This is a genomic window from Acidithiobacillus sp. TH-A67 (genome assembly GCF_057473545.1).
Genome location: NZ_JBYCKU010000052.1, coordinates 1 through 3834 on the forward strand (window position 1 = coordinate 1; position 3834 = coordinate 3834).

Below are 3834 nucleotides of genomic sequence, written 5' to 3' on the forward strand. Positions count from 1 at the left end.
TCGCGGGTTCATATCGCACTCCTGCTCAGTGAAAACAAAAGCAGGTTAGAGCTCGCCAGCCAGCCCGGAAAGTACGGTGCCGTTTGAGCGGTTACGATCGGTCACTCATCACCTGGACCACACAAGGCCCATTCTTGCCACAGGCAATGAGCTTGCGCTCGTAGGGCCCCTGGGTATCGATAAGGGCTTTGCAGTAGGGGGTGTTCTTGCCCGCCTGCAGTAGATCCCTACGAAAACTCACTTGCACAGTGCTATCCAAAAGCGACGGAATATCCAGCCAATCTTTCGGTTTGTAGTTATAGTCTACCCAACAGATGTTTTGGAAAGGCGTTTGGGGGTCCTTGTTGCAGAGCTCGGTAAATCCCCATACCAATACTTCGACTCGGCCAGCGCGGGGCAGTCGTATTGGTCGGCTGGCGCTGCGAGGGACACAGCAGCACCGGTGCTGAAAAACAACAAGGAAATGGCGAGCAACCATCTAACGCACATGATCGCTTAGCCTCTGGATACGATTACGGTAAGCCTGCTCCAGGCAGGGCACATCGGCCTTGCAGGTATCGCGGGTCTTGAGCCAGTTACGCTGGGCCTGGATCAACTCGCGACGTTCGGGGGAATGGGACTGGGTCCGGGCAAAAGCCTGATGGTAGGCCTGGGCCAACTGCTCATCCAGGGTTTTGAGTTTGGAATTGGCGCAGACCGTCTTTTCGCTGGGGGTATGGGCCTTTTCGCAGGCAGCGTGGGCAGCTTGCGCTGGCTGTTTCTCCGCAAAGTACTGGGCTGAGTCTGTACCTAGCGCATCCCGATAGGCGGCTGCCAAGTCTTTCACGCTCATCGCACTGTTATCCCGAATCCCCATATCCCAGTAATAGCCGTTGGCCGCATTCTGTCGCTCCGCGGCAGGCACCTTCAAGAGTCGGTCCCGCAGCCTTGCCCCATACGCTCGATCGAGAGCAGCGAGTTTGGGGTGCTTGCACACCATTTCTTCGGCTCGGTTGCTCGCCGTTTTGCAGTCGAAGGAAGGGCCCTTGGCAGACAGGGGCTTGGTGTAGAGGTCAAAGATTCTGCACCGGGGCCCGTAATAGCGGCCTGCGCGTAATATGGCAATGGTATGATCAGCGTCGGCGTGAGAATTCCATTTGCCGCTTTCTTTATCCATTACATCGGACTGTTGGAATTCATCTACAAGGGCCCAGTTTTGCGGATTAAAGATCAAAAAGTCATAGAGATCTCCGCCCCACTCGGCGTTATTGTGCTCGGCCCATAAAACAACCACCTGGGCCGGAACTCCGCAGTACTTCGTGGGAAAGGTCTGTACCTCTGGGACACGACCGCCTTGCGTATCGTCCTTTCGGGAAACGACAGTTTTGCCGCCTTGCTTGAGAACAAGGGTATAAGTGTCTGGCCCTAAACCGGGCGAACTCGATTTCCCCGCAAGAGTCTCCGCAGTCACGGAGGCAGGGGCAGCCTGCAGGACCGGGGGGAAGAGGGCGAGTAGCCAGAATACGAGACCCATGCGTTTCATTCATTCCTCCGTGAGGAAAACTCGCTGAACAAGGCAAAACAGCGCCGCTGTCGGATAGGCCCTATCCCCTGCATCAAACGTGCTTGCCGATCCTATTGCCAAAATAGACTCACCTCCTGGAGGCTGCCTTTTGCTCCGTCTCCCGGCACAGCGCAGGCCGCCACCAGCCGCTTCTGAAGGCAGCGCAAGTCGTAGACCGTTGGCGGCGGCAGGCTGACAAGGGCTTTATTGCAGGCACCCCGGTCCTTGGCCGCACAATCGATAGAAAAACCCAAACTGCTTGCCACCGCCCAGCTGCGCAGGATGCCCAATACCGCAGAACTCCGCTGGGCATCCGGCAGAAACACTCGGAATTCCGGCACAGATTTCACTGTAGAGGGGAGTTGGGAGCGATAGAGATCATTGGCTGCGGCAAGGGCCTGAAGATGGCCATCGGGTCCCAGCAAAGCCACCGATTGCACCATGGCGGCGTGTGGCGCAAATCCCCACTGTACCGTGCGGCCATCGGCGAGGGTGACCTGACGCAGCGGATAGATGCTGAAACCATCTACCAGACGGTCATACAGGCTCTCGCGCCCGATCTTCCAGCCCTTCGTCAGACGTTGCATCTCGGCATCCGGCAGAGGCTTTTCGAGCTTTCTACGCAAGGCGTTCAACTCATCCAGGCGCCTCTTTTCTGCCCGCAAAATACATTTCAGATCGTTGCCGCAGTCGTCCATGCCGTCGAGATAGGCCTTTTGCTCGGCAATCATGGCCTTCTGCTGCGGGCTGTCCATGGGCAAATCTTCCAGGACATGGGTGTAGGCCGATGCTACATATCCGAAGTATTGAAATAATTCATCTAAGAGCTTTTCCTCTAAAGCTGACCTTTTATGATGTCCCTCGGACGCCTTACATATAACGTGCCAGACGCGAGGCCCCTCCGAACAGGAGTCGTAGACCTGTGTATTGGGCAAATCCTCGACGGATTTTGCCCAGGCGGTATTTGATGCCAGCCATGAAATCACGACTGCAAGTGCCAATTTCTTCATTTCCTTTCTCCTTCTGGATCTCAATCAACAAGCCGAACTGTCTGGCCAGCCACGCTGCAGTGCCCGATCGAGCAAGCGTCCACGCGCACGATATCTCTCGTCGTAACTCCTGGTGCGCAGTGGAAAGTCGGCACTCTTAAGTTTTTCAGCCAGTCGTTTCCAGTCATTGGCGTAGACCAAGGTCCAGAATTCATACCGGGTCTTCTTGGCGACTGGCGCCCGATAAACCATTCCAGAACTTTCTCTTTCCTTTTCTTTATCTGGGGAATAAGCATTTTTTCCGTGAACGTCATCAGCTCTACCGAAATTCCAAACCCAATCCAACAAAAGCGTCTGCGCCTCCTCCGGAAGTTCCTGAAACTTTCTCCCGTCGTTGTTATATTGATTGTAGTTTTCCTCGGCAAGGCGCACGTTGTACTCGCGCATAGAGTCGCGCATCAGTTCGACATCCGCACGCGTCAGGACGGGCTCCCGACCAAGAATCATGTGATATGCGGCGTCTCCCTGTGGTCCAGGACGCCCCCCTTTCGCTAAAAATGGGCGCACTTGCCGGAATATTCCATCGATAGACGCCCCTTCGGGATTACCATGCCTTTGCACGTAACTCGTCATTATGTTGCGTAGGCCCGATTCACTCTGTTGAGCGAGATCCAATCCCGTATCGATGGTGACGCCACTTTTTATGGCGGCTTTTCTCGCCCGTGCGAGAGCCTCTGCTGTAGCCAGCGGCACAGGGCGAGCCTTCAGGGCACCAGCATCGGGGCCAGACTGTATTTTGATGTCCGCTTTATAATAACCTGGGATATATCCATTTATAACTCGATCTCCCTCACCATTTTTGGTCACACTAAAGTCTATTTTATACCTCGGAGAACAATCGTTCTTTGACTTTTGATTTACCGGTAGAGATGTTGCCACTGCTGTTGGCGCGGTCGGAAGTGCGGGCTTGTAGCAAGCTCGCCCCAAATACTTCTCAGACGCGTCGTTGATGACCACGCATACCGATGCATACGATCTAATCTGATTGGTGCGATCCGCGTATGCAAATTTGATGCAATTCACATCGTTTCCACAGGCATCCCGTTCCTGCAACCAAGATTTCTGCCTGGCCGCTTCATCTTCCAGCAAGCAATCGTGGTTTCCTTTTTTCTGGTATTCGTCCAGAAAAGACCGGTAGTCGCAGTTCAGCTGTCTATCCGATTTTATCAACTCTGGATCATCACAGATGGCCTTTTCTGTGGGGCTTCTCGCCTTACTGCAATCCATCGCGCTGACGCCCTC

At 54.5% G+C, this 3834-nt stretch carries 4 protein-coding genes; all 4 read right to left on the reverse strand.

Features of this window, described 5'->3' with window-relative positions:
* Positions 1–91 precede the first annotated feature (91 nt).
* Positions 92–241: a hypothetical protein gene (locus AC2VNM_RS08125; protein ID WP_483166810.1), complete on the reverse strand. Its 150-nt coding sequence runs from the start codon at positions 239–241 to the stop codon at positions 92–94.
* Between the two features lie 237 nt (positions 242–478).
* On the reverse strand, positions 479–1522 hold the full coding sequence (locus AC2VNM_RS08130) for a lysozyme inhibitor LprI family protein (RefSeq protein WP_483166811.1): 1044 nt from the start codon (positions 1520–1522) through the stop codon (positions 479–481).
* 92 nt (positions 1523–1614) lie between these two features.
* Positions 1615–2298, reverse strand: a complete 684-nt coding sequence (locus tag AC2VNM_RS08135) for a lysozyme inhibitor LprI family protein (protein ID WP_483166812.1) — start codon at positions 2296–2298, stop codon at positions 1615–1617.
* Positions 2299–2577: 279 nt separating this feature from the next.
* Positions 2578–3834: hypothetical protein (locus AC2VNM_RS08140; protein WP_486913123.1), on the reverse strand; the 1257-nt coding region annotated here is incomplete at its 5' end.